The sequence below is a fragment of the Amycolatopsis sp. FDAARGOS 1241 genome, from assembly GCF_016889705.1.
GTDB lineage: Bacteria > Actinomycetota > Actinomycetes > Mycobacteriales > Pseudonocardiaceae > Amycolatopsis.
The window spans coordinates 1,794,125-1,820,666 of record NZ_CP069526.1; the positions used below are offsets into that span (position 1 = coordinate 1,794,125).

Annotated in this window: 32 protein-coding genes; 26 read left to right on the forward strand and 6 right to left on the reverse strand. The window is 70.3% G+C overall.

Going from position 1 to position 26,542, the window contains the following annotated elements; genetic code table 11:
• The first annotated feature begins 23 nt into the window (after positions 1 to 23).
• From I6J71_RS08965 to I6J71_RS09070, 22 genes are all read left to right on the forward strand, one after another.
• Entirely contained in the window at positions 24 to 1,442 is a 1,419-nt protein-coding gene (locus I6J71_RS08965) for a terminase (protein ID WP_239154567.1), read from the forward strand.
• A gap of 212 nt (positions 1,443 to 1,654) precedes the next feature.
• Positions 1,655 to 1,852 (forward strand): hypothetical protein, encoded by a 198-nt coding sequence (locus tag I6J71_RS08970; RefSeq protein WP_204094291.1) that lies wholly within the window; start codon positions 1,655 to 1,657, stop codon positions 1,850 to 1,852.
• A complete protein-coding gene (locus I6J71_RS08975; RefSeq protein ID WP_204094292.1) occupies positions 1,852 to 3,126 on the forward strand; it encodes a phage portal protein in 1,275 nt (424 codons plus the stop codon). The genes I6J71_RS08970 and I6J71_RS08975 overlap by 1 nt, the downstream gene beginning before the upstream one ends.
• A complete protein-coding gene (locus tag I6J71_RS08980) occupies positions 3,126 to 3,431 on the forward strand; it encodes a hypothetical protein (RefSeq protein WP_204094293.1) in 306 nt (101 codons plus the stop codon). Before I6J71_RS08975 ends, I6J71_RS08980 begins: the two co-directional genes overlap by 1 nt.
• Complete coding sequence (locus I6J71_RS08985) at positions 3,421 to 4,242, forward strand: HK97 family phage prohead protease (protein WP_204094294.1); 822 nt, start codon at positions 3,421 to 3,423, stop codon at positions 4,240 to 4,242. Before I6J71_RS08980 ends, I6J71_RS08985 begins: the two co-directional genes overlap by 11 nt.
• Positions 4,243 to 4,378: 136 nt before the next feature.
• A complete protein-coding gene (locus tag I6J71_RS08990; protein WP_204094295.1) occupies positions 4,379 to 5,701 on the forward strand; it encodes a phage major capsid protein in 1,323 nt (440 codons plus the stop codon).
• A 3-nt stretch (positions 5,702 to 5,704) separates the two neighbouring features.
• Positions 5,705 to 6,058 carry a phage gp6-like head-tail connector protein gene (locus I6J71_RS08995; RefSeq protein WP_204094296.1) on the forward strand — a complete coding sequence of 118 codons (354 nt, stop codon included), beginning with the start codon at positions 5,705 to 5,707 and terminating at the stop codon, positions 6,056 to 6,058.
• Positions 6,059 to 6,081: 23 nt separating this feature from the next.
• Positions 6,082 to 6,426: a hypothetical protein gene (locus I6J71_RS09000; protein ID WP_204094297.1), complete on the forward strand. Its 345-nt coding sequence runs from the start codon at positions 6,082 to 6,084 to the stop codon at positions 6,424 to 6,426.
• 10 nt (positions 6,427 to 6,436) lie between these two features.
• Positions 6,437 to 6,847 carry a hypothetical protein gene (locus tag I6J71_RS09005; protein ID WP_204094298.1) on the forward strand — a complete coding sequence of 137 codons (411 nt, stop codon included), beginning with the start codon at positions 6,437 to 6,439 and terminating at the stop codon, positions 6,845 to 6,847.
• Between the two features lie 15 nt (positions 6,848 to 6,862).
• On the forward strand, positions 6,863 to 7,216 hold the full coding sequence (locus I6J71_RS09010) for a hypothetical protein (RefSeq protein ID WP_204094299.1): 354 nt from the start codon (positions 6,863 to 6,865) through the stop codon (positions 7,214 to 7,216).
• A gap of 12 nt (positions 7,217 to 7,228) precedes the next feature.
• Positions 7,229 to 7,507 carry a hypothetical protein gene (locus I6J71_RS09015; RefSeq protein ID WP_204094300.1) on the forward strand — a complete coding sequence of 93 codons (279 nt, stop codon included), beginning with the start codon at positions 7,229 to 7,231 and terminating at the stop codon, positions 7,505 to 7,507.
• A gap of 5 nt (positions 7,508 to 7,512) precedes the next feature.
• A complete protein-coding gene (locus I6J71_RS09020; RefSeq protein ID WP_204094301.1) occupies positions 7,513 to 7,695 on the forward strand; it encodes a hypothetical protein in 183 nt (60 codons plus the stop codon).
• A gap of 21 nt (positions 7,696 to 7,716) precedes the next feature.
• A complete protein-coding gene (locus I6J71_RS09025) occupies positions 7,717 to 8,211 on the forward strand; it encodes a hypothetical protein (RefSeq protein ID WP_204094302.1) in 495 nt (164 codons plus the stop codon).
• A complete protein-coding gene (locus I6J71_RS09030) occupies positions 8,211 to 10,139 on the forward strand; it encodes a hypothetical protein (protein ID WP_204094303.1) in 1,929 nt (642 codons plus the stop codon). Before I6J71_RS09025 ends, I6J71_RS09030 begins: the two co-directional genes overlap by 1 nt.
• Positions 10,136 to 12,133, forward strand: coding sequence for a poly-gamma-glutamate hydrolase family protein (locus I6J71_RS09035; RefSeq protein ID WP_204094304.1), 1,998 nt, complete (start codon positions 10,136 to 10,138; stop codon positions 12,131 to 12,133). Before I6J71_RS09030 ends, I6J71_RS09035 begins: the two co-directional genes overlap by 4 nt.
• A complete protein-coding gene (locus I6J71_RS09040) occupies positions 12,130 to 13,275 on the forward strand; it encodes a DUF5047 domain-containing protein (protein ID WP_204094305.1) in 1,146 nt (381 codons plus the stop codon). Before I6J71_RS09035 ends, I6J71_RS09040 begins: the two co-directional genes overlap by 4 nt.
• The gene (locus I6J71_RS09045; RefSeq protein WP_204094306.1) at positions 13,272 to 13,964 is read left to right on the forward strand and encodes a hypothetical protein; all 693 of its coding nucleotides are present in this window, start codon (positions 13,272 to 13,274) and stop codon (positions 13,962 to 13,964) included. Before I6J71_RS09040 ends, I6J71_RS09045 begins: the two co-directional genes overlap by 4 nt.
• 13 nt (positions 13,965 to 13,977) lie before the next feature.
• Positions 13,978 to 14,508 carry a hypothetical protein gene (locus tag I6J71_RS09050; protein WP_204094307.1) on the forward strand — a complete coding sequence of 177 codons (531 nt, stop codon included), beginning with the start codon at positions 13,978 to 13,980 and terminating at the stop codon, positions 14,506 to 14,508.
• Positions 14,509 to 14,536: 28 nt separating this feature from the next.
• Positions 14,537 to 14,986: a hypothetical protein gene (locus tag I6J71_RS09055; protein WP_204094308.1), complete on the forward strand. Its 450-nt coding sequence runs from the start codon at positions 14,537 to 14,539 to the stop codon at positions 14,984 to 14,986.
• Positions 14,983 to 15,300 carry a hypothetical protein gene (locus tag I6J71_RS09060; protein ID WP_204094309.1) on the forward strand — a complete coding sequence of 106 codons (318 nt, stop codon included), beginning with the start codon at positions 14,983 to 14,985 and terminating at the stop codon, positions 15,298 to 15,300. Before I6J71_RS09055 ends, I6J71_RS09060 begins: the two co-directional genes overlap by 4 nt.
• Before the next feature lies 1 nt (position 15,301).
• Positions 15,302 to 16,264 carry a glycoside hydrolase family 25 protein gene (locus I6J71_RS09065; RefSeq protein ID WP_239154568.1) on the forward strand — a complete coding sequence of 321 codons (963 nt, stop codon included), beginning with the start codon at positions 15,302 to 15,304 and terminating at the stop codon, positions 16,262 to 16,264.
• Positions 16,265 to 16,359: 95 nt separating this feature from the next.
• Positions 16,360 to 16,497 carry a hypothetical protein gene (locus tag I6J71_RS09070; RefSeq protein ID WP_204094310.1) on the forward strand — a complete coding sequence of 46 codons (138 nt, stop codon included), beginning with the start codon at positions 16,360 to 16,362 and terminating at the stop codon, positions 16,495 to 16,497.
• Positions 16,498 to 16,614: 117 nt separating this feature from the next.
• Here the strand turns inward: I6J71_RS09070 and I6J71_RS09075 are convergent, their stop codons facing one another.
• Positions 16,615 to 16,857 carry a PadR family transcriptional regulator gene (locus I6J71_RS09075; protein WP_204094311.1) on the reverse strand — a complete coding sequence of 81 codons (243 nt, stop codon included), beginning with the start codon at positions 16,855 to 16,857 and terminating at the stop codon, positions 16,615 to 16,617.
• Positions 16,858 to 17,426: 569 nt separating this feature from the next.
• Positions 17,427 to 17,702 carry a hypothetical protein gene (locus I6J71_RS09080; RefSeq protein ID WP_204094312.1) on the reverse strand — a complete coding sequence of 92 codons (276 nt, stop codon included), beginning with the start codon at positions 17,700 to 17,702 and terminating at the stop codon, positions 17,427 to 17,429.
• 142 nt (positions 17,703 to 17,844) lie between these two features.
• Between I6J71_RS09080 and I6J71_RS09085 the strand changes: the two genes are divergently transcribed.
• On the forward strand, positions 17,845 to 18,963 hold the full coding sequence (locus I6J71_RS09085) for a helix-turn-helix transcriptional regulator (protein WP_204094313.1): 1,119 nt from the start codon (positions 17,845 to 17,847) through the stop codon (positions 18,961 to 18,963).
• Between the two features lie 12 nt (positions 18,964 to 18,975).
• Entirely contained in the window at positions 18,976 to 19,536 is a 561-nt protein-coding gene (locus tag I6J71_RS09090) for an HD family hydrolase (RefSeq protein WP_204094314.1), read from the forward strand.
• Positions 19,537 to 19,607: 71 nt separating this feature from the next.
• Here I6J71_RS09090 and I6J71_RS09095 read toward each other — a convergent pair whose 3' ends face one another.
• Both I6J71_RS09095 and I6J71_RS09100 read right to left on the reverse strand, forming a co-directional pair.
• On the reverse strand, positions 19,608 to 19,895 hold the full coding sequence (locus tag I6J71_RS09095; protein ID WP_204094315.1) for a DUF2510 domain-containing protein: 288 nt from the start codon (positions 19,893 to 19,895) through the stop codon (positions 19,608 to 19,610).
• Between the two features lie 73 nt (positions 19,896 to 19,968).
• Positions 19,969 to 20,439 (reverse strand): hypothetical protein, encoded by a 471-nt coding sequence (locus I6J71_RS09100; RefSeq protein WP_204094316.1) that lies wholly within the window; start codon positions 20,437 to 20,439, stop codon positions 19,969 to 19,971.
• Between the two features lie 176 nt (positions 20,440 to 20,615).
• Here I6J71_RS09100 and I6J71_RS09105 point away from each other — a divergent pair, with 176 nt between their 5' ends.
• Positions 20,616 to 21,848, forward strand: a complete 1,233-nt coding sequence (locus I6J71_RS09105; protein ID WP_204094317.1) for an aldehyde dehydrogenase family protein — start codon at positions 20,616 to 20,618, stop codon at positions 21,846 to 21,848.
• A complete protein-coding gene (locus I6J71_RS09110; protein ID WP_204094318.1) occupies positions 21,845 to 22,951 on the forward strand; it encodes a dihydrofolate reductase family protein in 1,107 nt (368 codons plus the stop codon). Before I6J71_RS09105 ends, I6J71_RS09110 begins: the two co-directional genes overlap by 4 nt.
• 628 nt (positions 22,952 to 23,579) lie before the next feature.
• On the opposite strand, the gene I6J71_RS09115 is transcribed toward I6J71_RS09110, so the two are convergent.
• Positions 23,580 to 24,956, reverse strand: a complete 1,377-nt coding sequence (locus I6J71_RS09115; protein ID WP_204090148.1) for an IS110 family transposase — start codon at positions 24,954 to 24,956, stop codon at positions 23,580 to 23,582.
• Positions 24,957 to 25,176: 220 nt separating this feature from the next.
• Positions 25,177 to 26,457 carry a chitinase gene (locus I6J71_RS09120; RefSeq protein ID WP_204094319.1) on the reverse strand — a complete coding sequence of 427 codons (1,281 nt, stop codon included), beginning with the start codon at positions 26,455 to 26,457 and terminating at the stop codon, positions 25,177 to 25,179.
• Between the last annotated feature and the right edge of the window lie 85 nt (positions 26,458 to 26,542).

The following is a 26,542-nucleotide window of genomic DNA, read 5'->3' on the forward strand; positions in this document are numbered from 1 at the left end:
CGGATACCTCGTACGGCTTCGACGTGATCGACTTCGCGCGCGATGTGATCTCGATGCCGCTGGACCCGTGGCAGGAGTGGCTGGTGGTCCACGCCGGCGAGCTGCTGCCGGACGGCCGGCCCCGTTTCCGGACGGTGCTGGTGCTGGTGGCGCGCCAGAACGGCAAGACGCACCTGCTGGTCGTGCTGTCGCTGTTCTGGCTGTTCATCGAGCAGCTGCGGCTTGTGCTCGGCACCTCCACGAACCTCGACTATGCGCGCGAGTCGTGGGAGAAGGCGGTCGACATCGCCGAGGCGTGCCCGGAGCTGGCCGAGGAGATCGCGCAGGTTCGCAAGGCCAACGGCGAGCAGTTCATGCGCACGATCTACCGCACCCGCTACAAGATCGCCGCGTCGAACCGCAAGGGCGGCCGGTCGCTCACGATCAACCGGCTGATCGCCGACGAGCTGCGCGAGCATCACGACTGGTCCGCCTACAACGCCGCCATGCCCGCGATGAACGCCGTGCCGGACGCGCAGGCGTGGCTGATCTCCAATCAGGGCGACCATCGCGCCGTGGTGCTGGATTCGCTGCGCAAGGCCGCGCTGGCCGCCGTCGAGGACGGCACCGCCGGTGACCCGAACTCAGAGGAGCGGCTCGGGCTGTTCGAGTGGTCGGCGCCGGACGGCTCCCGCGCCACCGACGTGACCGCGCTGGCGCAGGCCAACCCGAACCTCGGCCGCCGGATCGACCTCGCCGGGCTGCTCGGCGACGCCCGCCGCGCCGAGGCCGCGGGCGGTGAGGAGCTGACCGGGTTCCTGACCGAGATCCTGTGCATGAAGGTCCCGATGCTCGACCCGGCGATCGACGCCGCGCAGTGGGGCGCCGACGCCCCGGGCGGGTGTCTGGACCCGGGCGACCTGTCCGCGATCGCGCGCGGCCGGATCGCGCTGTGCTTCGACGCCGCGCCCGACGGCCGGCACGGGACGCTCGTTGCGGCCGGTGTGCTCGGCGACGGCCGGGTGCGGGTCGAGGTGGTTTCGGCGTGGGACGACGCGAAGAAGATGCGCCGGGAAATGCGCGATTGGATCCGTCGCGTCGGCCCCGGCGTGATCGGCTGGTTCCCGTCGGGCCCGGCCGCCGCCTACGCCGCCGAGCTCGCCGACACCGAGCAGGCCGACTGGCCGCCCGCGGGTGTCACCGTCGAGGCGATTCGCTCGGACGTGACCGCGGTGTGCATGGGCTTCGCCGACCTCGTGCAGGCCGGGGAGATCGCCCACTCCGATGACCCGCTGCTGAACGCGCAGATCGCGAGCACCGAGAAGCTGCGCCAAGGCGACGGCTGGCGCTTCACCCGCCGCGGCGCCGGCCACTGCGACGCCACCTACGCCACCGCCGGTGCCGTGCACCTAGCGCGGACCCTGCCCGATGAGAAGCCCGCCGGCTGGTTCGGCGTGGTGTGAGGAGACCACTGTGGACGGCACCGACAACCTGCAATGTGGCGGTGGTTACCGCGCGCCAGATCTGCCGTACGAGCTGGCGGAAATGCCTGCGGGGCCAGCGCAGGGCGCGCCGTGCCCGGGATTCGAGTACAGCGGTACCGACCTGGTACACGCGCTGACGTGCTGCGAGCGGTGCCACCGCTACGCCCGCACGCACGCGGAGGAGAACCGACGTGGATGAAGTGCTGAAGAAGTTCCGCGCGCTGTGGCCGCCGGCGGCGCAGGTGCTCGGCGTGCTCGCCGTGCTGGCCGGGCTGGTGCTGCTGGTGACCGTGCTCGCCGGGCCGGTGTTCGGCGTGGTCGCCGCGCTGGTGCTCGGTGGCCTGGCCCTCGCCGCGCTCGGCGTGCTGCGTGAAGCCGGGAGGCTGTGATGGGGCTGGGGAAGACGTTCATGCGCTCGGCCGTGGCCGAGCAGCAGCTACGGATGATCGTCTCGAACGGCTGGCAGATCGGGCCGAGTGCCGCGATCGCCGGTGACGAGGTGTACGGATGGGCGGGGTTCGTCCGCGCGCTCGGCATTCCGGGCGTGGGCCGGGCGGTCGCGCTGATCTCCGACCTGATCGGCGGGCTGCCGTGGGACGCCTACACCAGCCACGGCCGCGATTTCGCCGAGAAGATCACCCCGCGGCCGGCGCTGCTCGAGCAGCCGAACCCGGAAGAGGCCGGGATCAACACGTTCTCTGCGTGGGTGGCTGACTACCTGCTGCACGGCAACGCAGTCGGCATCATCGTCGAGCGGAACGCGCTCGGCGTTCCCACCGCTGCGCTGCCGGTGCCGACGTGGGCGGTCGGTGTGCGCCGCGTCGACGGGTGGACCAACTCCGTGTTGCCGAAAGGTGCGATCGAGTACAGCATCGCCGGGAAGTCGTTCAGCGCGTACGACATTCTCCACGTGAAGGGCCTGTGCGAGCCGGGCAGGCTGCGCGGCGTCGGCGTGCTCGAGGCGCACCTGAACGGCAACGGCTCGCTCGACCTCGCCGCCGAGCTTGCGCGGCAAGCCCGCAACATCGACGCCACCGGCATCCCCACCGGCGTGCTGAAGGCGACCAGCCCGGACGTGACCCCGGACCAACTGCGCGAGGCCAAGCAGCTGTGGTTGGAGACGCAGCGGGACCGGACGGTGGCCGCGCTCGCGCCCAGCACCGACTTCGAGCCGCTGTCGTGGGACCCGGAGAAGATGCAGCTCGTCGAAGCACGGAAGCTGTCGCTGCTGGAGGTCGCGAACGTCTTCGGCCTGCCGCCGCGGTTCCTCGGCGCGCCGTCGGGCGACTCGATGACCTACGCGAACAGCGAAACCGAGTCGATCGACCTGCTGAAATACACGATCGGTGGGCACCTGCGCCGGTTCGAGCAGACGCTGTCGCTGCTGTTCCCGCGCGGGACGCAGGTGCGCGCCGACCTGGACGAGGTGCTGCGCGCGGACACCGCCGCGCGCTACAGCGCGTACGAGACCGGCATCCGTGCCGGGTTCCTGCGCAAGTCCGAGGCCCGCGCGAAGGAAACCGACCTTCCGCCAGTGCCCGGAATCGACGACCCGCCGAAGCCGGTGCAGCCGCCCGCGCCGCCGGACGCCCACGCCGCGCCGCAGGACGCCCAGTCCGACCAGAACGCCCAGCCCGACCCGACCGCCAAGGAGAGTGCCTGATGGCCGCACGCAAGACCACCACCAGCAAGACCGCCGCCGCGGCCCCGGCGGCCGACGAGCCGGCCGTGGAACCCGCGCCGAGCGCACCCGAGGTGGCCGCCGACGCGGCTCCGGCCGCCGACGAGCAGCCCGCCGCCGAGGCCGATGCGCCGGAGCCGGAGCGGGACTGGTGCCGCGTCGGCCGTGACCTCGACGAGGGCGCGCCCGAGTGCCCGCGCCACGAGCTCGACCCCGGGCTCGGCCTGTGCAACCTGCACTTCGTGACCCGACTGGACCTTCGGGAGGCGGCCCGTCATGACGGCTGAGGTGATGACCCGCACGTTCGCCGCTGAGATGGAGGTCTTGTCGCGCGCCAAGGGCGGCGACGGTCGCACCCTCGTCGGGATCGTCGTCCCGTACGCCACACCGGTACGCATCGACTCGCGGCTGACCGAGCAATTCGCGCGGGGTGCGTTCAACGCGCAGCTGCGCGCGGCGCCGCGCGTGCCGCTCTACCGCGACCACAAGCCGCACGGCGGGACGCTGATCGGCAAGGCGACGACCCTGCGCGATGACGCGGCCGGTCTGTACGGAGAGTTCCGTGTGTCGAACACTCCGAAGGGTGACGAGACGCTGGAGCTGGCCAAGGACGACGTGCTTCCGCACTTCTCCGTCGGCTTCTTCGAAGGTCAGAATCGGCGCCTGCCGGGGGACATCACTGAGCGCGCCACCGCGCGCCTGACCGAGGTCGCGGTGGTGCCGGAAGGCGCATACGGTGAGTACGCCGCGATCGCCGACGTGCGCAGTGCGGCGACGTTCGACGCCCGCGCGGAGCTGGACCGGATCGTGGCCGGCATCCCGGCGTTGTCGCTCGAGGCCGAGCTGCTGACCCGCTCGGCGCACGGCGGCTCGAACCTGAAGTACGGCCCCGGCTCGCCGCTGTGGAAGTACTGGACCGGGCCGGAAGGGTTCGCCCGCTACGCCGGCGCCCCGGACCCGTGGACGACGCTGCGCGCTGCGCTGCTCAAGGAAGGCGTGCCGGTCTCGATGGTCGACGGGCTGACCACCAACATCATGCAGGCGACCCCGGCCGGACGGGCGCTGTTCGCCGCGCACCACGGCAAGAAGGCGCGGTAACCACCATTCGCTGATCATCGGTTACACTCGCTGCAACGACGCGGACGCCGACACCTCAGCCACTCACGGAAGCTGACACCCCGGCCACTCGGGCGGATGAGACCACTCACTCCACTTGAGACCGGAGGACGGCGTCATGCCGAACCCGTACCTGACGCGTCTGCGCGAGCAGCACGACGCGCTGCACGCTTCGATCGAGGGCCTCCAGACCCGCGCGGCCGAGGCCAACCGCGACCTGTCCGACGACGAGTTTCGTTCGGTTACGGACCAGGCGGCGCAGCTGAAGAAGCTGACGGCGCAGATCGAGGACCTGGCCGGCGTCGAGCAGAGCCGCGCCAAGGTCGGCGAGCTGGCCGCGGACCTGGACAAGGGCGCCGAGCAGGGCCAGGAGCAGAACCTCGGCGGCGGCGAGCAGTCCCGCTCGCGCGTCACCACCCGCGACCGCGACCCCGGGCACTACCGCTCGGTCACCGACGGCGGGCAGCACAGCTTCTTCGGCGACCACTACCGCGCCGTCAAGCACGGCGACGGCGAGGCGAAGAAGCGCCTGGACGAGCACATGCGTGCTGTCACGCAGTCCTCGGGCGGCGCCGGCATCATCCCGCCGAAGTGGCTGACCGACGAGTACCAGGGCCTCGCGCGGCAGAACCGCGTCGTGGCCGACCTGGTCCGCCACATCGACCTCGGCCAGGACCCGCGCCCGCTGGTGCTGCCGAAGCAGACCGGCGGCACGGACGCCAACATCACCACGCAGACCACCGAGGGCGCGAACAACGCCGGGTGGGGTACCGACCGCTACACCAGCGATGTCGACACCCTCACGCCGGTGTTCAAGGCCGCGTGGCAGGACGTGTCGCGCCAGCTGCTCGACGCCTCGACCCCCGCGGTCGACTCGCTGATCTTCGGCGACCTGCGCGCCGCGTGGGACACCGTCGTCGAGGCCCTCACCTGCGCCGCGATCCTCGGCGCCACGGGCACCGCGGCCGGCACCACGTTCGCGACCGAGGCCGCGTTCGCCACCAACGCCGCGGCCATCGATGCCGTCATCGACGCGCAGACCGCCGTCGCCGGCGACCAGCGCGGCCCGGCCGACCTCGCGGTGATGAACTTCCGCCGCTTCGGCGCGTTCCGCAAGCTCAAGGACTCGACCAACCGGCCGCTCATGCCGGTGTCGCGCTACAGCCCGCAGAACGCCACCGGTGCCCTCGACAACCGCCTCGTCGGCGACATCGAGGGCGTGGACGCGGTCGCGAGCTCCGGCGTGCCCACCGCCTACGCCGAGACGTACGCCGTGCTGCGCCGCAACGCGGTGCTGCTCGCCGAGTCGGGCGTGCAGGACTTCACCTACGAGCAGGCCGGCGGCCCGGCGTTCGTGCGGATGGGCCTGTGGGGCTACGTCGGCACGCTCGTCCGCAACCCGGGCGGCATCTCCATCCAGACCGTCACCGCCGCGAGCTGACCCATGGCGACCTGGCCACCGCAGCTGGCGGACCTCAAGGCGGACCTGAAGGTGCCCGATGGCACTCAGGGAGATGACGCCGTCTTGCAGTCCTGCCTTGACGCTGCGGTGGCCAAGGTCTGCGAGGTCCGGTCCGATGTGGACTATGGCCCGTACCCGATGCCCGGGGCCAAGGTCCCGGATGCGGACCTGCTGCTCGGCACCATCCGGTTAGCCGGCCGGTGGTTCATCCGCCGCCGGTCGCCGGACGCGCTGGTGAACATGGGCGATATGGGGTCCGCGCGGATCCCGTCGTTCGATCCGGACATCGAACGGCTGCTCGGCATCGGCCGTTTCCGAGGGCCGGTGTTCGCATGACGAGCATCAGGGACGCCATTGCTGTGCTGCACGCCGCATTGGCCACCGTGGAGGCCTTGGACGGGGGCGTTACCGAAGACCCCGGCTCCGTGGTCTGGGGCACCGCCACGGCAATGATCGCGCCGCCTTCGGTGACGTGGGGGTCGTTCGGCGGCTCTGAGCCGACCGAAGCGTCGGTCATCGTGCACCTGGTCGTCCCGTTCGACGAGTACGCCACCGGCCGGCTGTACGACCTCGTCGAGCCGATGGTTGCCGCCATCGAAGGCAACTCGCTGTTCACGGTGTCGTCCGCCTCGCCGGGCCTTTTGCAGACCGGCGGCAATACCCAGCTTCCGACCTACGCGATCACCGTCGACGTGGGTCTGTGAGGAGAAGATCATGTCTCTGAAAGTGCGGCGCCTCAAGGTCATCACGCTGACCATCGGCGGCGTCTCCGTCGAGTGCCAGCTGTCGAGCTGGACCCTCGATCCCGGTGTGCAGGACGGGGACCGGCTCTACACCTACTGCCCGGACGGCACGGCCATCGGCGAGACCGACGCCGAACCGACTCTCGCGGTCACCGCATTCAGCGACTGGTCCGCCGGCGGGTTCGAGGACTTCCTCTGGACCAACCGCGGCACCGTCGTCGAGTTCGAGCTCAACCACCACCCCGACATCACCGGCGAGCACGTGCGCTGGACCGGGCAGCTCATGGCGCAGCCCGCGCCGGTCGGCGGCGACCGCGGCGACAACGAGACCACGGAGATCACGTTCCAGGTCATCGGCGACCCCGTCTACTCGCGGCCGTAAGGGAGACACGCAGACATGGCACGTCAGTCCGTCGATACGCAGCAGGTCACGCTCACCGGCACCGACGCGGGCGGCACCTCGCCGACCGCCGAGGGCGACATCGTCGACACCGGCGGCACGGTGTTCCTGCTCGTGTCCAACACCGGCGCCTCCCCGGCGACCGTCACGGTGCAGTCGCAAGCCACGTACTACGGCCTCGACGTGGAAGACCTCGCCGTCTCGGTCCCGGCCGGCGCCACCAGGGCGATCGGCCCGCTGATCACCGAACCGTTCGGCTTCCCGGCCAGCGACGCCAACTACAAACGCGCGTTCGTCGACTACACCGGCACCGTCGCGGACCTCAAGCGGTCCGTGCTGTCCCTGACCTAGGAGTAGCCCCACATGATCAGCCTGCACATCAGCGGCGACAATGGATTCAGCGGTGACGTGGAGGTGAAACCCCGCCACTTCCTGCTGTTCGAGCGCGCCACCGGCACGAAGTTCGCCGAGCTGGAGGAGGACGGCGCCTCGATGGAGCTGATCTACAAGCTCGGGCACTTCATGATGAAGCTGCAGCACCCGGACCAGACGCCGAAGAAGATGGCCGAGTTCGAGACGACGTTCGACGTGCTCCCGATCGCTGACGAGGAGCCGGCGGGCCCTACCCCCGCGGGAGCCTGAACCGGATGGTGATCGAGCTGTCGCTCGCCACCGGTATCGCGCCCCGCCACATCGCAGAGCTTGACCTACGGTCGATCGACACGATGGCCTACCTGATCGACCAGCACAACAAGGCCATGAAGAACGGCAAACCCTCGGGGACAGGGGAAGTCCCGAGCCGCTACGGCTCCGCCCAGCTATCCGGATGAGCGCGAGGGAGGTGCACCCCGGTGGAGAAAAAGAAGAGCCTCACCGTGAAGGTGCACATCGACGGTGTGCGCGAGGTGCTGCGCGCGCTGTCGGTGCTGCCGAAGGACGCGCAGAACGCGCTGCGGGACCACTCGTTGGCGCTGGCGCGGAAGCTGGCGCTGAAGGGCGCGGTGGACCTGTCGCTCAACGGCGGCCCGCAGGGGCCGCTGCTGGCCACCACGGTGAAGGCGGTGCGCGACCGGGTGCCGGTGGTCCAGGCAGGCGGCACGCGCCGCCTCGGCCGCCACGCGGCGCCGGCATACGGGATGCTGTTCGGCTCCATCTTCGGCATGAACGGCCGCTCCGGCTGGTACTCGGCGAGCCGCTACGCCGGCTCGGCCGGACGCCAGTACCGGCCGCACCAGGGGCGCGACGCGTACGCGTTCTTCCCGATCATCGAGGGCAGCGCCGAGACGATCTCGCGCGAGTGGCACGCCGCGGTCGATGACGTGGTCCGCAAGTTCGGGGGCGCGTGATGGCCGCCGAGCGCACCATCCGGATCAAGTTCGACGGCTCCAGCGAAGGCCTGGTCGCCGCGGCCGCCGCGGCGCGCGCCGAAATGAAGGCGCTCTCAGACGACGCGAAGAAGCGCAGCAAGGCGCTGAGCGACGTGGGCGCACGCATCGGCGGCATGGCTCGCGGGGTCCTCAGCCTGGCGCAGAATCTGTCGACCGTGGCGACCGCGGCGAACGTGCTGCCCGTGTTGGTCGCCGGGGTGTTCACGCTGGCCGGTGCGCTGCCGCTGGCGGTGGCCGGTGGGTTCGCGCTCGCCGGCGTCATGGCGACGATGAAGCTCGGCGCGGACGGCGCGAAACGCGCGTTCGACAAGCTCACGCCGACGCTGAACACGCTGAAGGCGAACGTCTCCTCAAGCTTCGAGAAGGCGCTGAACCCGGCGGTGCGCAACCTCCAGACGCTGCTGCCGAGGACGACGACGGGGTTCCAGTCGATCGCGACCGCGATCGGTGGCGTGGCCACGAAGGTGACTGCCTACCTCGCCACTGCCAAGGCCACGAGCCAGATCAACACCATCCTCGGCGGCACGTCGCGGGTGGTGCAGAACATCGGCGCGTTCCTCGCCCCGGTGATCGCCGCGTTCCTGCGCATCGGCGCCGTGGCTATGCCGATCCTGGTGCAGCTGACCAGCGGTATCGGCACCGTCGGTGAGAAATTCAACGCGTTCGTGCAGACCGCGGCGAACAACGGCAGCCTGCAGCAGTGGATCCAGGGCGCGCTCGCCGCGTTCCAGCAGATCTTCGGCGTGCTCACCGACCTCGGGTCGATCGTGTCGAGCGTGTTCGGCGCGATCCAGGACGCCGGCGGCAGCTCGTTCGGGTTCATCGGCCCGCTGATCTCGACCGTGCAGCAGTTCCTCGACTCCGCGCAGGGCCACGACACCCTCGTCGGGTTCTTCCAGTCGCTCAATAGCGTGGCCGGCTCGGTCTCGCAGGTGGTCGGTGCGCTGCTCGCCGCGATCGGCCCGGCGATCCCGCCGCTGGCGGCGTCGATCGCCAGCCTGGCGAACACGATCTCGGGCATCCTCGTGCCGGTCATCCAGTTCCTCGCGCCGGTGCTGCAGAACATCGCCAACTTCATCCAGCAGAACACGTCGTGGATCACGCCGCTGGTGATCGCGCTCGGGCTGTGGGCCGCGGCGCAGTGGGCGCTGAACATCGCGATGGACGCCAACCCCATCGGGTTGATCATCCTGGCGATCGGTGCGCTGATCGCGATCGTGGCCACGATCATCACGTATTGGACGCCGATCAAGGACTTCTTCCTCGGCATCTTCAACGCCATCAAGGATGCTGTCGTTGCTGCCGCGAAGTGGATCGGTGATCGTTTCAGCGACGCCTGGAACTTCATCGTGGGCGTCTGGAACGGCGTCATAGCGTGGTTCCAAGCCATCTGGACCGGCATCAAGGCCGGCGTGGGCCTCGCCGTGCAGTTCGTGCGCGACCGCTTCTCCGACGCCTGGAACTTCATCAAGAGCGTCTGGGGGAAGGTTAGTTCGTTCTTCTCCGGCATCTGGTCGGGCATCGGCGACGGGCTGAAGTCTGCGCTGAACGGCGCGATTCGTCTGCTGAACGGCGCGATTCACGGCATTAACAAGATCACCGGCGTGGTCGGCATCCCCGGCATCCCGGACATCCCATACCTGGCGAGGGGCGGCACGGCGCGCGGCGGCCGCCCGTACATCGTCGGCGAGCGCGGCCCCGAGCTGTTCGTGCCCGGCCAGACGGGGCGCGTCGTCTCGCACCAGCAGAGCTTCGGCGGCCCGCAGCAGATCGTGGTGCCCATCCAGATCGGGGACGAGGTCACGCGGGTCGTGCGGTTCGAGATCGACCGCAACACCGGGCAGGTGCGGCGCCTCGCCGGCGCCGGGACAGGGAGCATGAAATGAGCCCGCCCTACAGTTCGTACGCCGCGCTGGCGGCCGAGCAGACCGAAGGCGTCGACTACACCCGCACCGCGATCACCCCGACCGGTGTGTCGTGGGCGGCGATCGCCATCCACGGCGGCGGCATCGAGGCCGGCACGGGAGAGCTGGCCCGGGAGATCGCGGGCACCCGCATGGCGTTCTACGAGTTCGCGGGGATCAAGCCCACCGGCAACAACGACCTGCACATCACGAGCTCACTGTTCGACGAGCCGCAGGCGCTCGCGCTGGTCGGCGCGTCCAGCCGCACCGTCTCCTGCCACGGCATGGCCGGCACCGACGGCGTCGCCGAGACCTACATCGGCGGCCTGGACGGGCAGCTGCGTGACCTGATCCTGGCCAAGCTCACCGCGGCCGGATTCACCGTCACGGTCGCCTCCACCGAGCTCGCCGGATCCGACCCGACGAACATCTGCAACAAGAACAGCCGCAAGGCGGGCGTGCAGCTGGAGATGTCCAACACCCTGCGGGCGTCGTTCTTCCCGGGCGGGGACCTCTCGGCCGCCAACCGCGCCACCGGCGAGCGCACCGCCACGTTCTACGCCTACGCCGCCGCCGTGCAGGCCGCGGTCATCGAGGCGCTGACCTACGACGACACCATCTCCCGGGTGCGGCTGGCCGGCACCGTGCCCGGCGTCAAAGACGTGTTCGCCCGGACCGTGACCGGTGGGTGGGGTGAGTCGACTTCGGGGCACACCTGGACCACCAGCGGCGGCAGCACGGCCGACTTCACGGTGTCGGGCGGCTTCGGCCGGCACGCGCAGCCCTCGGCCAACGTGTCGCGCTGGTCGCTGATCGGCCCGCCGTGCACCGACACCGATTTTGTGATCAGCCTCAGCTCGAACCAGCTGAGCACGGGCGGTTCGCAGTTCCTGCACGTGGCCGCCCGCGCCGCGGACACCAGCAATTGCTACCTCGCGCGGGTCGAGCTCAACACCAGCAACGCGGTGCTGCTGACGCTGCGCAAGCGCGTCGCGGGCGTCGAGACGCTGCTCTCCTCGACGGTCAACACTGGCCTCACCCACACCGCGGGCGCGACCTACACCGTCCGCTTCCAGGTCACCGGCTCCACGCTGGCAGTGAAGCTCTGGACCACCGCCGAGCCGGACGCGTGGACGATCACGCTCACCGACAACTCGGTGACCGCGGCCGGGCAGATCGGGGTTCGGTCGCTGCTGTCGAGCGCGAACACCAACACCAGCCCGACTGCGTCGTATGCGGCGCTGACCTCGGTGGGTGCGGCGACCGTGGAGCGCTCCACCGACGCGATCACCTGGACCACCGTGCGGGGCGGGCTCGCGCTGCCGGGCAACGCGGGGCTGCCGGTGAACGTCGACGACTACGAGTTCGCCGCCGGTGTGGTCAACCACTACCGGGTGCGGGTGTACGCGCCGACCGGCGCGACGCTGTTCACCGAGTCGGACACGATCACACCGGTGCTGGACTCGGCGTGGATCAAGAACCCGCAACGCCCGTCGCTCAACCGCAAGGTCACCGTGGCCGGTATCTCCGACATCACCCGGCCGACGCGCTCGAGCGTCGTCGAGGTGGTCGGGCGGACGCTGCCGGTCGTGATCTCCGACGTGCAGGGCTCCCGCCGGCTCACCCTCACCGTGATGACGCGGACGCTGGCCGAGGCCGCGGACCTCGACCAGGTGTTCGCGTCCGGGCTGCCGGTGTTCCTCCAGGCACCCGAACTCGACGCCGTCGTGCCGACCATGTACGCCAGCGTCGGCGAGGTCACCCTGCGCCGCGGCCAGTCCGTGCGCGCGCCCCGCCGATTCTTCGACCTGCCGCTCACCGAGTGCGCCCCGCCCGCATCCACGGTGTACGGCGGGACCTACACGTGGGACGACGTGCTCGCCGACTACGCCACCTGGAACGACGTGCTGGCCAACGTCGCCACCTGGGACGACCTGGTCAACCAAGTGTCCGATAACGAGGTGGTCGTGCCATGAGGCCCGTTACGGATACGTTCCTCGCGTCGGTGCGCGGCTCGCACCGGATGATCGCCCGCGCCCGGCTCGTCGCGCCCGGCCAGACCGGCACCGAACCCACCGGGCTCGCGATCCCCGGTGTGTCCGACGAGGGTCTGCTGCCGATCAACGGCGGCGACGTGACCACCGACATGACCGCCGATGTGCAGTCCACGCTCGCGCTCACCACGCTCTACCCGTGGCCGGCCGATCCCTTCGCCGCGGGCACCCCGTACGGGCAGGAAATCTACGTCGAGCGCGGCATCGAGTACGGGCTCGGCACCCGCGAGTACGTGGGCCTCGGGTACTTCCGCATCGACTCGGTGAAGCAGGCCAACGCACCGTCGGGCACGATCGAGATCGCCGCGTCCGACCGCATGGCGCAGGTGCGCGACGCCCGCAACGTCTCGCCGCAGGTGTTCGGCGCCGGCAGCTCTGTCGGCGCGTGCATCGATGTCGTGGTGCAGCAGGCGCTGCCGGGCGCGGTCACCGACTACGGCGACTGGGACGCCTACGGCGAGCTGTTCGCGACCGATCACGTGATGGGTGACGACCGGCTGCCGTTCCTGCAGGACCTGCTCGCCGCCTACGGCAAGTACGGCTTCTTCGACTACCGCGGCGTGTACGCCGTGCGCCCGGTGCCGGACCTCACGAAGGTGGCTCCGGTGTGGACGATCGACGCCGGCCGCAACGGCGTGCTCGTCGAGATGCAGCGCACCATCTCCCGTGACGCCGTCTACAACGTCGTCGTAGCGCGCGGCGAGCCCGTCGGCGAGCTGCCGCCCGTGCAGGGCCTCGCCTACGACGCCGACCCGAGCTCACCCACCTACGCGCTCGGCCCGTTCGGCGCGATCCCGACCTACTACAGCTCGTCGTTCATGACCACCGTGGAGCAGTGCACGGCGGCCGCGCTGGCGCAGCTGTCCAAGGCGACCGGGCTGCCCTACTCGGTGTCGCTCGGCTCGGTCCCGAACCCGGCGCTGGAGGGCTGGGACGTGGTCACCGTGTACAACGGCGTCGACCGCTCCGAAACCCACGTGCTCGACCGCATCACCTACGGCCTCACCCCCGACTCGTCGATGGGCATGGACACCCGCAAGCAGACCCTGGCGGTGGCAGCATGATCGCCGGGACGGATGGCGCGCTGCTCGCCGCGCTCATCGCCGAGGCCGGCCAGGGCCCGTCCGGCGCCCGGGACCTGTCCAACTACACCGGGCAGATCGTGGCGTGGGACGAGATCTCCGGCACCAACGTCGTGCACGTCAACGGCGGCGACATCCCGAACATGCGCGTGGTCGCGTCCGGAATCGGGCTGGCCTACGAGGTCGGCGACGTTGTGAACATCACCGCCCGCGGCACGCAGTGGTTCATCAACGGCAAGGTCGGCGCGCCCGGCGCCGGAGCAGGAAACCAGATTGCCTCTGGAGACGTGCCGGCCGACCAGAGCACCTCGTCCACGACCTACACCGACCTGGCCACCTTCGGCCCACAAGTGACCGTCACCATCGGGTCATCGCGGCGAGCCCTGGTCCTGCTGTCGGCCTTCTTCCAACTCGTCTCCAATGACGTGAACTACGCGGGCGGATGGATGGGCTTCACCGTCACGGGCGCGAGCTCGATCGGCGTCAACCGAACCATTCAGGCCCAGATCGCCGCCGCCGGACTCGGCACCTTCGGGAGCCGCGCCATGTTGTTCACCGCTGCCGATGGCCTCAACGCTGGCGTCAACACGTTCACCTGCAAATACCGCGCCGACAACTCGACCTATCCGTGCACGTTCGGCAGCCGGAACATCACCGTCATTCCGTTCTGAGGAGGAACCCGAAATGCCCAACGCCACACCGATTTACGGGTTCCCGTACCCGACCGGCAACGAGCAGCCGAGCGGCCCGCTCGCCATCGAGAGCCTCGCCGAGGCCGTGGAGACGAAGTTCGCGCTGGAGGACCAGGCCGTCGACGGTGGCGAGTGGACCATCGGCGCGGACATGGTCATCAGCCGGCCGACGCTGATCAACAACTGGACGCCGTTCGCCGGATCGGCGCCGCAGGGGATCGCCCACTCGGCCGGAGTGTTCACCGTCACCAAGGGCGGCCCGTGGGCAATCAGCGCCGGGTTCCGCATCCTCACCGGCTCGTCGACCGACCTCTACATCTACATCACCGACGGGACAGGCGCGGTCACGTGGTTCAAGAACAGCACGATCACCTCGCTGAACGTCGGGGTGAGCGGCGTGAAGCGGCTGCCCGCGGGTGGCAGCTTCCGTGTCTACGCCTACGCCGGTGCCGACCGAACCATCCGCCACGAGACCGCGGGCGACCTCGTCACCGGCATCACCGCGTACCGCGTCGGCAACTGACCGTCCACTGTGCACGAAAGGTGAGCCCATGACGATCACCCTGCGCCGCAGCCGGTCGCCATTCCAGGTGGGCGTGCTGCTCGCGCTGTTCCTGCTCTCGGCCGTGTCGGCACTGCTGTTCGACCAGGTCGCCACCACCACCGCCCACGAGCTCGGCCCGCTGCTGGGCCGCAGCATGTACGCCGGTACCGCGCTCGGCGCCGGCGTCGCACTGTCCGGCGTGTGGCTCGACGGCGTGGTCGGGCTGCTGGTCGAACGCGTCGGACTGGTGTCGCTCGCGTTCTGGACCGCCGGCTACGCCGCCGCCGTGCTCGTCAACTTCGGCGTAGCCCGCGGCCTGCAGCTCGGCGGCTACTTCCTGGCGCTCGCGCTGATGTCCGCCGTGCGCGCCTGGCAGATCGGCCGGGAGGCGCGCGAGCTGGCGACGGTGCGGCACCTGACCGGCATCGAAAGACCCGAGGAGGAGGGGGAGCAGTGAAGGACTGGATTCCGCTGATCGTGGCGTTCCTCGGCGCCGGCGGAGTCGGCGCGTTGCTGGACCTGTTCCGCGCCCGCAAGAACGCCCGCAAGATCGCCGCCGAGACCGAGCTGACCGACGCCAACGCCGCAGACAAGCTCACTGGCGTGGCGCTGAAGCTCGTCGAGCCGCTGAACTCGCAGGTGACTGCGCTGCGCGACTCGCTGGAATCCGCGCAGGCCGAGGTTCAGCAGCTGCGGACGCAAGTCGAGCTGCTGACCAAGGAAGTCGCCGCCAAGCAGAACGAAATCGATCGACTGAAGGGGGTGGCGTGACGTGGCGCTCGGCATCGACATTTACCGCAAGTTCCAGACCGTCACGAGCTGGCCCGCCGTGAAGCGCGCCGGCGTGACGTTCGTGTACGTGAAGCTGTCCGACGGCGGCAGCACGCCCGGCGGCGGCCGCGGCGACGCCGAAGTGGCGGGCGCGCGCTCCGTCGGCATTCCCGTCGGCGGCTACCACTTCGTGCAGGCCAATCCCGGGCCGGCCGCGCAGGCGGACATCTTGCTGGGCGAGGTGCGCCGGCTCGACGCCACCGGGTGTGTGCCGATGCTCGACCTCGAGGACAACCCCGCGGGGTCGGGACTGCCGAACATCCCCGACAGCCAGAAAGCCGCGTTCGGCAAGGCGTTCTGCAACCGGGTGGCCGCGCAGGGTTTCCGTCCGGGCGTGTACCTGAACAACGCGCTCGCGAAGCTGCTGCGCCCGGACAACTGGGGAGTGCCCGGTCTCGTGATCTGGATCGCCCGGTACGGCGCCAATCCGGACGCGGCGGCCGGCCGATACGACATCCACCAGTACAGCTCGTCCGGCTCCATCCCCGGCATCACCGCGGCCGGGCTCGACCTGGACGAGAGCTACACCGCGGCGCACCTCGGCGCCCGCGCGACGACCCCCGTAACGGAGGAGGACGAGGACATGAGCAGTGACAGCGGAGAAGCGACCGCCGCCGGACAGTGGGGCAAGCTCCACATCCCAGTGAACGGCGGCCGGTACCTTCGGCTGGCCTCGAGCTACGACCAGCCCATCACGATCGACGGCATTTCGCTCGTGGGCGACACCCCCGGCAAGGCCGGTCGCGACGTGACGACCGTGCAGGCCGGCGGGAAGGTCGACGCGGACCGGCCCGGCCCGTGGGACCTCGCGGGTGCGAGCGCCGACTACGCGAACAAGTCGCACGTGGTCGTCCGCTACCAGTGCGCCGGTCCGGTCAAGGGCTGGGTGAACAACCGTGGCTGAGATCTGGCCGCGGCTCGCCGCGTGGGCGCGCACGGCGCCCACGCGGCTACCGCAAGGCGATCGCAGGGCTGTGGGGTTACCTCACTGTGCCTGCGGTGGTCTGGATCGCCAGCCTCGCGGGCTGGCACCTCGACGCCGACACCGCCGTGCTCGTCATCGGCATCGGCTCGACGCTGCTCGGCACGACCGCCGTCGTCCGCGCGAAGCCCAATGACCCGCAAAAAAGGTCATGAGAATCTCGCGTTTACGCCCTTGTGGCCCTGGCTATTGAAACGGGGCGGGCCCGGCGTCCCGAGGGGGAGGGTGGGCGCCGGGCCCGCGCTAACCACCGTAGGCCAGCCGTCAGCTGGCTACGCGTCCGAGAGTTCTTCCCGGCCACGTTCGGTGAGCGTGTAGCAGTGCGGACGAAGCGGGTCGGTCTTGGGCCATTCGTCGGTGATCCAGCCGCGCTGCCGCATCTTCTCGAGCAGGGGGTACAGGCGTGCGTTGTGCACGCCGACTGCGGCGCGCAGGTCCGCGGCCGAGAAGCGTGCGTCGTGGCCGCCGCTGAGGAATGCCGACGCCAGCTTGTCCATTTCCCGGGCTGTCCGCATGACCAGATGGTAACCGGTGCGTGCGCGCGCCGTCAGTCCTCGCCGTCCGGCGCCGGCGGGTCCGGACGCCACCGGAACCGGCTCGACCGGTAGCCGCCGCCCGGGCGCGTCGGCCCGGTCGGCTGCCGAGGCGGCCCACCGTCCAACGGGCCGAACACCCAGTTGCCTTCCCTGCCTCCGGTGAGGCAACTGCGCGGGTCGCGCGGCCGGTTCGATGGCTCGGTCACTTCTTCGGCCTGTCGTCCGGCGGCGGCGGCTGGATCGGCCGGGGCTGTGGGGTGCGGTTGTCTTCCGTCGGCCGGGTCGTCCGATTGTCCTTGCCGGATACCGGCCGGGTCGGTCCGATCCCGGCGGTGTTGCGTTCCCTCGCCATCTGCTGTCCTCTCTCGGTGTTGTCGACAAATGGGCAGGTGGAACCCGGCCACCGCGCCGGGTCGGGGCACAGCGCGGCGGCCGGAGATCGGGTGGTTCAGATGGGCGGCTGGGCGGTCACTCGTCGTCGTCGATCACGGCACCCGTGTCCGGGTCGGTGTCGACCTCGTCGCCGTCGTCGTTGATCCACCAGCCCATCAGCGACGCGCCCGGTACCAGCAGCCGACGCACCAGTCGGCGTCGGCGTAGCCGGACAGTTCGATGTCGATGCGCGCGTGGCGCTCGGGGTAGATCGGGTCGTACTGGCACCACGGGACCAGCAGGTCCACGGTGTCGTCGGCGAGCTCGCGCTTCGCGTACAGGTGCGAGGTGCGCCGGTTCGCGTCGGTCGGGTCGGCGTGCACCCGCAACGCGAAGTCCGCCGGCCGGAGGGCCAGTGCCGGCGTTGGTCTGTCGGTGATCCGCACTGCCATAGCCGGTCACTCCCGTCGTGTTCTGGCTGCTCAGAGCCATCCCGTAACCTCGTGGAGTGACGCTACGATCACCAGTGAGCAGGTAGAACGGACCGCGAGTACGGGTGCGGTGCGGCCGGAATCGTCCAGACCTGGAGCGAGCGTGAGCGGAACCGCGACAACGCTGACCGGCAGTCAGGGTTCCCGTTCAACGGGCATCGTGACCGGCTACGTCCTCAAGCTGGCACGCCAGTCCGCGGGGCTGACGCAAGAGCGGCTCGCCGAACGTCTCGCGGTGGACGGGAGCACCGTCCAAGGGTGGGAGTCCGGGCGCCGGCCGCTGTCCGCGATGCCAGCGGGGGACTTCGTCCGGCTGTCCGCGCGGCTGCCGCGGCTGGGCGCGCACCCGTCCACCGGCCGGCACCTGCGCGCCGCCGTCGAGGCCGATCTCGTCCTCTCGACCGGCATCGCCGCCGGCGACGCGTGGGTTGACCCTGACGTGCATCCGCTGGCCGCGAGCGTGCACCGCAAGACGCTCACGAACCTGATCACGTGGCCCTTCACCGGGCACCTGCCGCAGGAGCTAACGGTGTTCGCGCCGAAGGTGCCGCGACGGGGACCGGTCGCGCCTGGTCCCACGATGGGCGCCGCCGAGCGGACCCGGTTCTTCGACCACCTGATGACCGTCGCCGAACGCGGCGTGCACACCGACGCCGCGCTGCTGCGTCGACAAGCGGTGTACCTGCTCGGCTTCGACCAGCGCGACCAGGTGGTGGAGTGGCTGCGCGGCGAATGGGCAAGCGCCGGCCGTCGCCCGATCGCAGACGGCGACGTGACCAGCCTGCTCGAAGCCCGATCGGCGTCCGTCGCGCTCGCCTCCACCGGCGACAGCTCCCACCTGCACGACTTCGTCACGCGCACCACCGGGTCGCGCGCCGAGCTCGCGAACCTCAACTACTGGGCGCACTGGATCGGCGAACTGCCAGACGACCAGACCGACGACACCTTCATGGCCGCGGACGACACCAGGGCCTGGGCCGGCGTGCGTCTGTTCCACCACCTGGTGAGCCGCCTTGACCCGGCCTCGCCCCACCTGCCGCTCAATCTCCACACCGTGCACACGCTCGTGGCCAGCCGCCCCGCGCTGCTGACCGAACGCTCCGCTGCCCGCGACGCACTATCCGAGGCGCTGGAGGTGCTCACGTCCGCCGACGTGCTCACGCGCGACGGACGTGACCAGGTCGCCGGCCTTCACTACGCTCTGCGTCTCGCCGACCGATAGGGAGAACACCTCATGCCAGACGAGCCCACCGCTCTCGCCGCGTTCGGCTACGAGCTCGGGTTGCTCAAGCGCATCCGCCGCACGGGGTGGTGGCACGCCGGCGTCCGCGACCCCGAGTCGGTCGCGGAACACAGCATGCGCGCTGCACAGATCGCCGCGCTGCTCGCCGCCGAGGAAGGCGCGAACCCGGAGCGGGCCGCGTTCCTCGCGCTCTGGCACGACACGCAGGAGACCCGCACAGGGGACATCCCGCACACCGCGGCCAAGTACATGAGCAAGCCCAAACCCCGCGAGATCACCGCCGACCAGACAGCCGCCCTGCCGGACGCCTCCCGCACCATGGTCCGGACCGCGGTCGAGGAGTACGAGACCCGGGAGACCCTCGAGGCACAGTGCGCCAAGGACGCAGACAAGCTCGAAATGCTGCTCCAAGCCGTCGAGTACCGCGACATCGGCGTCGAGCGCGTCGCCGGCTGGATCGACTCCGCCCGCAAGGGCCTCACGACCGAGACCGCCCGCCGTATCGCCGAGGCCGCAGCCACCCTGTCCCCGCTGGCCTGGCGCGACCGCTGAGCGCAGTGCAGCGCACGCGAAAGAGCCCCGGCCACCGCGAGGGTGACCGGGGCTCCGTAGCGTTCGGGTGGCTACCGTTGGGGCGCGAACGACGGCGTCCACTGCGCGCCGTCCCACCACTGCATCTGTCCGGCCTGCTGAGGCGACGGGTACCAGCCCGGCGGCGGGGCAACCGGCGGCCCGGCGGGCATCGGCGCAACCTGCGAAGCCTGCTGGACAGCAGCCGCAGCTGCCGCCTGCTGGTAGCGCGTCTGCGCCCGCAACTCCTTCAGCGAGGCCTTCGCGACGCGCTGCTTCTTCGACGAGCCGCGGACGATGCCGCCGGTACTGATCATCAACGTCTTGCGGATGAGCCCCATTACGAACTGTGCCCTTCGTCAGCTGCAGTACAACAAGGCGTTGTCGCCGAAAACGATCGGCCCGTTACAGCCCTCACCGCGCCCACCGCCGCAGGCCGCTCGTGGCCGCGCGCTCGTACTCGGTACAGCCGTAACCCCGCGCCTCGAGGTACGGCCGGTAGAACTCCCACCCGGTCGCCACCGCCACGCAGTCGGCCACCGGCTCGAGCTCGGCGCCGTACGCCCGCTCGGCGCGCGCCATCGTGCCGTACTTCCGGGCCTGCCACACGTGCGCGAGCTCGTGCGCCACGACCGCGGGCAGGTACCGACACGGGATGCCGTCGGAGTACACCACCGCCGTCTCCGTGGCGTACGCGGCCGCACGCTCCGGGCCCTGCGCCTTCATCTGCGCGGGGGTCACGATGGTGAATGACGACGCCTGTTCGCCGAGCTTCGCCATCGTCGCCGCGACGACTGCCAGCCGGTCGCACGTCGGCGCGGCGGCCGGCTGCCCAGCGCTCGACACCGGTGCCGCGAACCCGACCAACGCAGCGAGTGTGAGCACGACCGCGAAGGCGACGGCCGGCCTCAGTGGCTTTGGTAGATTTTTGGAACGCAAGGGAACCTCTCGGAACTTGGTCGGTGCGTCCCACGTACGGCCCATGATCGGTGTTCCAGTGCTGGTCAGAGGCAAAAATGCGGCAGACTATATGTCTGCCGAACGCGCGGAGGGAGACGACGATGGACGAGGTCACGAAGGCCGTCGAGGAGTGCGCGCGGGCGGCCAAGCTGGCCGCGCCGTCGCTGGCCAGAGCCACCGAAGAGGCCGTGGACGCGGCGCTGGTTGGCATGGCGGAGCGGCTCGTCGAGCACCGGGACGAGGTGCTCGAGGCGAACCGTGCCGACGTCGCCAAGGCGCGAGAGGACGGGATGAGTGCCGGTCTGCTCGACCGGCTGACCATCACGCCCGAGCGGCTCGACGGCATGGCCGAGCAGCTGCGGCTGCTGGCCGGCGCGCCGCACCAGGAGCGGACCGTCGAGGTGTCCACGTTGGACGGCGGGCTGCGGCTGGTGGAACGCCGGCGGCCGGTGGGCGTCATCGGTGCGAACTACGAGGCGCGGCCCAACGTGACGGTCGACGTGGCGTCGCAGCTGGTGAAGTCGCGCAACGCCGGGGTGCTGCGCACCGGCTCGGCGGCGCTGGGTTCGGCGCAGCGGCTGCGGGACACGGTCATCGCGCCGGCGCTCGCGGCGGCCGGGATCGACCCGGACGTGGTGCAGCTGGTGCCGCGCGTCGAGCGGGAAGCGGCGTCGGCGCTGGTCCGGCTGCCCGGGCTCGTGCCGCTGGTGATCCTGCGTGGCAGCGGCGACAGCACGCGCGCGCTGGCCACGGAGGCGGCCGTGCACGGCGTGCGGACGCTGGCCCACGCGGACGGTGGCGGTGTGCTGTACGTCGACGCCGCGGCCGACGCGGGCAAGGTGCGCGACCTCGTGTACGCGAGCCTCGACCGGCTGGGCGTGTGCAACCGGCTCAACCTGCTGCTCATCCACGACGAGGTGCACGACACGGTGTGGCCGTCGATCAGCGCGGCGCTGGCCGAGCGGGGCGTCACGCCGTCGCTCGCGCCCCACGAGCACGCCATCGGCTACGAGTGGGCGCTGGACTCGGACCGCGAAGCGACCGTGACGGTCGAGCGTGTGACCGGGCTCGAGCAGGCCGTGGAGATCGCGAACGAGCGCACGTCCGGCCTCGCGGCGGGCATCGCCACCGAGGACGAGACGGCGGCGGGCGCGTTCTTCGACGGCTACACCGGCACGGGCGTGTTCTGGAACGCGCCGACGCGGCTGCTCGATGGCTTCAAGCTGCTCGCCGTACCTGAGACCGGGATCAACCTCGACCGTGTGCCGGGGCCGCGGGGGCCGGTGACGTACACCGACCTGTATGTGCGGCAGTACGCCGTTCAACCAGCATGAGCAGCCGCCCGCACGTCGTCCTCTCGGCGGCCCAGTCGCTCGACGGCTACCTGGACGACGCGAGCACCGCGCGGCTGCTCCTGTCCAATGAGGACGACTTCGCCGAGGTCGACCGGCTACGCGCCGTCGCCGACGCGATCCTCGTGGGCGCGAACACGGTGCGGGCGGACAACCCGCGGCTGCTCGTGCGCTCGCCGGAGCTGCGGGCCGAGCGCGTCGCGGCGGGCCGGCCAGAGCAGCCGACGAAGGTGACCGTGACGAGCAGCGGCAAGCTCGATCCGGCGTCGCGGTTCTTCACGGTCGGCGAAGCGCCGAAGCTCGTCTACGCGCCGCCGGTGGCGGTCGACGGCCTGCGGGAGGTCGCGACGATCGTCGACGCGGGCACGCCGCCGCGGCTCGAGCGCATCCTCGACGACCTCGGCGAACGCGGCATCCGCCGCCTGCTCGTGGAGGGCGGCGGTGCCGTACACACGCAGTTCCTCGACGCAGGCCTCGCCGACGAACTACGCCTCGCCATCGCGCCGGCGCTCGTCGGCGACCCGCGTGCGCCGCGCTTCCTGGGGCCGGGCGCGTTCCCGCGGCCACTGGAGCTGATGGAGGTGCGCCGCCTCGGCGACGTCGCGGTACTGCACTACCGGGCCGCGGCCGAGCCGACCTCGATCGATGTGCTGCGCTTGCGCCAGGCCATCGACCTGGCCGACGAGTGCCCGCCGAGCTCGACCTTCCGCGTCGGCGCCGTCATCGCCGCCCCCGATGGCACGGTGCTCGCCACCGGCTACTCGGGCGAGGGCGAGCCCCACAACCACGCAGAGGAAGCCGCCCTGGCGAAGCTCCGCGCGGACGACCCCCGCCTGGCCACCGCGACGATGTACAGCTCGCTGGAGCCGTGCAGCTCGCGCGCGTCGCACCCGAAGAGCTGCACGCAACTGATCCTCGAAACGACGATCCCGCGCGTCGTCATCGCCTGGCGCGAACCCTCCCTGTTCGTCGAGGCGGAGGGCGTCGAACTCCTCGCCGCGGCGGGCCGCAAGGTCATCGAGGTGCCGGCGCTGGCCTCCGAGGTCCGCCGCGCCAACACCCACCTGCCCGGCATCCGCCCCTGACCACCGTCGTTTCAGCGTGCCGCGAAATCCTGGCGCGGTGGTCCCCCTCGCGCGCTTACGAACGAGCGCCGACCGCACCTCGCGTGGGAGAATGGAATTCGGGGGTTCCCCCTGGGAAGGGATGAATGGTCCCTTCATGCGTTCGGCGAGAAGAAGGCCCGAGCTTCCACCTCGGATGGCATGGCTTCAGAAAGAAGCGGCGCGATTACGGGCGCCTGGCGCGGGTTGGTCTCGCGTTCGGCTCCGTCGTGGCAGGGTGGGCGGTCGGTACGGCGTGGTGAGTTCCGTGTTGCCGCCCGTGCGCGGGCGGTGCCGTGGGCTGCGTTGGTGTCGGCCCGTTGTCGTTTCGCCGGCCCAGCGAGGATTACTCGCCGGCGCGTGAGTACGGCCGATTCGGGGGTGGCAAGGCTTGGCGGGTGATGTGTGATACCGAGCCCGAGCCCCGCGAGACCTGAACGGTCTATTCATGCGTTCGCGCAACGGCTACGACCACGATCGTTTTCCTGAAGCCGACGCATCGGAAAGCCGGTCCCTTCGGCCGGACGCCGGACGGTCCACAGAGGACCGCCCGGCGTTGGGGACCGGAGGGGGCTGGGGTCAGCAGGCGCCGTTGCGTTCCTAAGGGATGTCAAGCCGCTTGGTGGGGTTTAGCGTGGGTGTTGGACGGGCCGGTCGATGGAGCGCTTGGCGACTTCTTGTTTCGCTGGCCCGTCCCCACTCCGGTTGTCCTGTGTGATCGGCGAATGTCTTCCGGAACGGTGTATCGCTGGGCGATGATGTCGCCGGCTTGGATCGCGGTGACGGGTGTGCCGTTGACGTCGCGCAGCTGGTAGGGCGTGTGGTTTTTCCAGCATGATGCGATGCGGGTCAGCAGGGTGGTTGCGATGTGGCAGAGCGCAGAGTTGTGGTGCTTGCCGGCTTCGACCATCAGCCGGTGATACTTCGCGGCCAAGGTGGGGTCGTGGCGGCGCGCCTGGCTGGCGGCCATGAACAATGCTTCGCGGAGCAGGGCGTCGCCGCGTTTGGTCGGGCCGCCGTGGCTGCCGGAGACGCCGGACGCGTTCAGCGACGGAATAAGGCCGCTGAAACCGCGGACTGCTGCCAAGGACGAGAACCGGTTGACGTTGCCGAGCCGTCCGAGAATGACTGCCCCGGTCACGGGTCCGACGCCGGGCGCGGAGGTGATGAGCCCTTCGGGGTCACGTTCGGCGACCAGGACGGCGATACGTTCGTCGACATCTTTGATTTCATCGGTGATCGCCAGCGCGAGGCGGGCTTCGACGGCGATGTCGTCGGCCAGCTCGGCAAAGGCCAGTTCCTCGCCCCACAATTCGGTGGTCGCGGCGGCTGCGGCCAGGACCCTGTCGGCTTCCGGGTCGCCCCAGGCGCCGCGGGAGTGCCGGTAGAAGAATCGGGCCAACCGCGCACGGCCGAGGCGACGGACGGCGTGTGGGTCGGCGTAGCCGGCGGCGAGGAACCGCAGCGGAGTCTTGTTCGCCAGATCGCCGCTGAGGGCGGCATGCCAGTCCGGTCCCAGGATCTCCAGCAGCGCATCGAGCCGGGCGAGGCCGGCGGTGCGGCGCTGGACCAGCGTGGAGTGCAGTTTCGTCGCGCGCCGCAGCGGATCGCCCGGCCCCGTGCCCCGCTCGGGATGGAGTCCTTCGGGGTGCAGCAACGGCAGCCGGGCCAGCAGGACCGAGTCCATCCGGTCGCTCTTGGTGTGTTTGGCGTAGTAGGCGCGCAGATCCGCCGACCGCTCTGCGGACACCAGCACCACCGTCGCGCCCCGTCGGCGAAACCACGCGGCCAACGGAACCCACGCGTTGCGGGTCGGCTCCATCACGACCGTCACCTCCGCAGCCGTGACGCCGTCGGGCAGCCGTGCCCACAACCGATCCAGTTCCTCGCTGCGGGTGCGGAAACGGTGCCCGGACCAGAGCACGCGTCCCTGCTCGTCGGCCATGCTGGCTTGGTGCTGCGCGCGGACCGCGAGGTCGATGCCCATCCGAACGATCAATGCCGGCTCCCTTGCTCGCGTGAATTCGGATCCGGCCGCCGCACCGCCGTGGGAGTCCGAGCCGCACCAGACATTCGCTAACAGGGATCCACATCCGCCTCGATCAGGACATGGTCACCGGGTTCCTAACAGGGCATCTCGAACTCCGGCAGTGGCCCCGCCCGCCAGCATGGTCAACAGGCAAGGAGTCGCGCAGCGCTCCACTCGGTCAAACAACGTTCACAGGCGGGTGCCGGACGACCCCGATCCCTCCCGCCGGCCGACGAGACAGGCTCAACGCCGCACACCCAGCTTGAATGTCGGTCCAGACGCTGTCGGAGCCGCCTGTGCCGGGTTCTTCGCCTTGGGTCCACCACTTCGCGGTGTACTTGTGGCCGTTGTGGGAGACGGAGTTGCCGCCGACGTAGACCGACGTCCTCTGCCACTCCGGGGCGGTGCAGGCGCCCGGCGGGTTGGTCGACGGGGTCGTGGGCTCGGACTGCGGCGGGGTGGCGCCGGCGAAGCGGGTGGTGAACTTGGTGAAGTCCCAGTCGTGCTGGGGGACGTTGGAGCACACCGCGTTGTCGGATGTCGTGGTGCACGCGCGGTCGCGGTTGACGGACCAGTACGTGAAGCGGCCGAGGTGGTGGCCGGTCGCGTAGTCGTAGACGGTCTGGAAGTCGTCGAGGGTGAAGACCTCGCCGTTGTCGGAGTGGCCGTTCATGCCGGAGAAGCCCTCGTGCGAGTACGCGGTGGTGCTGTCCCAGCCGAGGTGGCTCTCCAGCAGGCCGTGGAACGCCTCGAGCGCGGACACCTGCGCCGACGAACCGTTGAAGCCGCCGTCGAAGGGCATGATCGAGAAGTTGTTGGGGGTGAAGCCGATCGACTTCGCCTGGTCGAGCAGCTGCGTGCCGAACCAGCCCGTGCCGGCGGCGGTGCCCGGCATCGTCACGGACACGAACAGGCCCGGGTTGTCGGCCTGCAGCTTCTTCGCGGCGCCGAGTTCGTTCGCGACCGCGGCGGTGTTCTCGTACTCGGGCTCTTCGAGGTCGAAGTCGATGGCCTTGAGGCCGTACTTCGTGACCACCTGCTGGTAAGCGGCGGCCGTCGCGTCGACGGTGCCGCACGTCTGGCCGAGCTTCGTGCCGCCGTAGCCGCCGACGGACACCGAGACGTCGCCGCCGTTGCCGCGGATGCGGTTCACGACGCCGGCGACCGCGGTGTCGGACGAGACGGCCGACTTACCGTCCCACGTCGGGGCGCAGCCGCCGCCGTCGGGGGCGAGGATGAACGCCAGCTGGAACGCCTTCTGCCCGGTCGCGTTCATCACGGTCACCGGGTCGGGCGGGTTGTTGCTCTGCGGCATCAGGTACGGCGCCGACGCGTACCAGTTGTTCCCGAGCGCCGCCGCGGTGACGGGCCTGGCGTCGGCGGTGGCGGCGAGGGTCGCGGCAGCCCCGAGCACGGTGGCGGCGGCGATCCCGACGGCGGCCAGTCTGCTTCGTTGCATCTGTCCTCCAGCTGTCGAGCGGGTGCGCTACAGCATTGGACTAGACCATTTGGTGAGTCAACCGGCGACCCGGCGAACGGCGGGG

Excerpts from the sequence above, each read along its gene's own strand:
- I6J71_RS08975 (WP_204094292.1), top strand. The coding sequence starts at position 1,852 with ATGGGGCTGGGGAAGACGTTCATGCGCTCGGCCGTGGCCGAGCAGCAG.
- I6J71_RS08980 (WP_204094293.1), top strand. The coding sequence starts at position 3,126 with ATGGCCGCACGCAAGACCACCACCAGCAAGACCGCCGCCGCGGCCCCG.
- I6J71_RS08985 (WP_204094294.1), top strand. The coding sequence starts at position 3,421 with ATGACGGCTGAGGTGATGACCCGCACGTTCGCCGCTGAGATGGAGGTC.
- I6J71_RS08990 (WP_204094295.1), top strand. The coding sequence starts at position 4,379 with ATGCCGAACCCGTACCTGACGCGTCTGCGCGAGCAGCACGACGCGCTG.
- I6J71_RS08995 (WP_204094296.1), top strand. The coding sequence starts at position 5,705 with ATGGCGACCTGGCCACCGCAGCTGGCGGACCTCAAGGCGGACCTGAAG.
- I6J71_RS09005 (WP_204094298.1), top strand. The coding sequence starts at position 6,437 with ATGTCTCTGAAAGTGCGGCGCCTCAAGGTCATCACGCTGACCATCGGC.
- I6J71_RS09010 (WP_204094299.1), top strand. The coding sequence starts at position 6,863 with ATGGCACGTCAGTCCGTCGATACGCAGCAGGTCACGCTCACCGGCACC.
- I6J71_RS09015 (WP_204094300.1), top strand. The coding sequence starts at position 7,229 with ATGATCAGCCTGCACATCAGCGGCGACAATGGATTCAGCGGTGACGTG.
- I6J71_RS09020 (WP_204094301.1), top strand. The coding sequence starts at position 7,513 with ATGGTGATCGAGCTGTCGCTCGCCACCGGTATCGCGCCCCGCCACATC.
- I6J71_RS09030 (WP_204094303.1), top strand. The coding sequence starts at position 8,211 with ATGGCCGCCGAGCGCACCATCCGGATCAAGTTCGACGGCTCCAGCGAA.
- I6J71_RS09035 (WP_204094304.1), top strand. The coding sequence starts at position 10,136 with ATGAGCCCGCCCTACAGTTCGTACGCCGCGCTGGCGGCCGAGCAGACC.
- I6J71_RS09040 (WP_204094305.1), top strand. The coding sequence starts at position 12,130 with ATGAGGCCCGTTACGGATACGTTCCTCGCGTCGGTGCGCGGCTCGCAC.
- I6J71_RS09045 (WP_204094306.1), top strand. The coding sequence starts at position 13,272 with ATGATCGCCGGGACGGATGGCGCGCTGCTCGCCGCGCTCATCGCCGAG.
- I6J71_RS09050 (WP_204094307.1), top strand. The coding sequence starts at position 13,978 with ATGCCCAACGCCACACCGATTTACGGGTTCCCGTACCCGACCGGCAAC.
- I6J71_RS09055 (WP_204094308.1), top strand. The coding sequence starts at position 14,537 with ATGACGATCACCCTGCGCCGCAGCCGGTCGCCATTCCAGGTGGGCGTG.
- I6J71_RS09075 (WP_204094311.1), bottom strand. The coding sequence starts at position 16,857 with ATGCGGACAGCCCGGGAAATGGACAAGCTGGCGTCGGCATTCCTCAGC.
- I6J71_RS09080 (WP_204094312.1), bottom strand. The coding sequence starts at position 17,702 with ATGGCAGTGCGGATCACCGACAGACCAACGCCGGCACTGGCCCTCCGG.
- I6J71_RS09090 (WP_204094314.1), top strand. The coding sequence starts at position 18,976 with ATGCCAGACGAGCCCACCGCTCTCGCCGCGTTCGGCTACGAGCTCGGG.
- I6J71_RS09095 (WP_204094315.1), bottom strand. The coding sequence starts at position 19,895 with ATGGGGCTCATCCGCAAGACGTTGATGATCAGTACCGGCGGCATCGTC.
- I6J71_RS09105 (WP_204094317.1), top strand. The coding sequence starts at position 20,616 with ATGGACGAGGTCACGAAGGCCGTCGAGGAGTGCGCGCGGGCGGCCAAG.
- I6J71_RS09110 (WP_204094318.1), top strand. The coding sequence starts at position 21,845 with ATGAGCAGCCGCCCGCACGTCGTCCTCTCGGCGGCCCAGTCGCTCGAC.
- I6J71_RS09115 (WP_204090148.1), bottom strand. The coding sequence starts at position 24,956 with ATGGGCATCGACCTCGCGGTCCGCGCGCAGCACCAAGCCAGCATGGCC.
- I6J71_RS09120 (WP_204094319.1), bottom strand. The coding sequence starts at position 26,457 with ATGCAACGAAGCAGACTGGCCGCCGTCGGGATCGCCGCCGCCACCGTG.